The organism is Treponema sp. R6D11 (assembly GCF_054786075.1).
On the sequence record NZ_BDHD01000863.1, the window covers coordinates 1 to 469 of the forward strand.

Consider the following 469-nt stretch of genomic DNA (forward strand, 5'->3'; position numbering starts at 1 on the left):
GCCTTAAATCGCCTTTGTTCACGCTTCCCCCCTCTTCGCGCGCCTGAGTATTTTTCCGTATACGTTATCAACAAAACCAACAATGGAAAATTCCTTCATTCCCAAAAGACCTTTGGGGCGGAACAGCATGACAAGGATCAATATTACGGGATATATCAAAAGGCGGTAATCCTGCAGGAAGCGCAAAAATTCCTGCAAATAGGTAAGGACATAGGCCGAAAGAATCGAGCCCGTCATTGAACCCATGCCGCCTAACACGACATAAATTAAAAAGTCGATGGATCTTAAAAACTGCGCCACGTCCGGCTTTACAAAACCTACGACCATGGCGTAGATACAGCCGCCGATGCCGGCGATAAAAGCGGCGATGACGAAACCTACCATCTTATAACGAAAAATATTAATCCCGTTGGCGTTAGCCGCTATTTCATCTTCCCTGCACGCCTTTATCGCCCTGCCGTAACTGGAG

The 469-nt window shown here is 47.1% G+C and carries 1 protein-coding gene; it reads right to left on the reverse strand.

What is annotated here, in order from left to right; all coding sequences use genetic code 11:
- Positions 1–18: 18 nt before the first annotated feature.
- The coding region (locus ACYVTD_RS16540) for a branched-chain amino acid ABC transporter permease (protein ID WP_461248755.1) at positions 19–469 on the reverse strand (451 nt) is incomplete at its 5' end.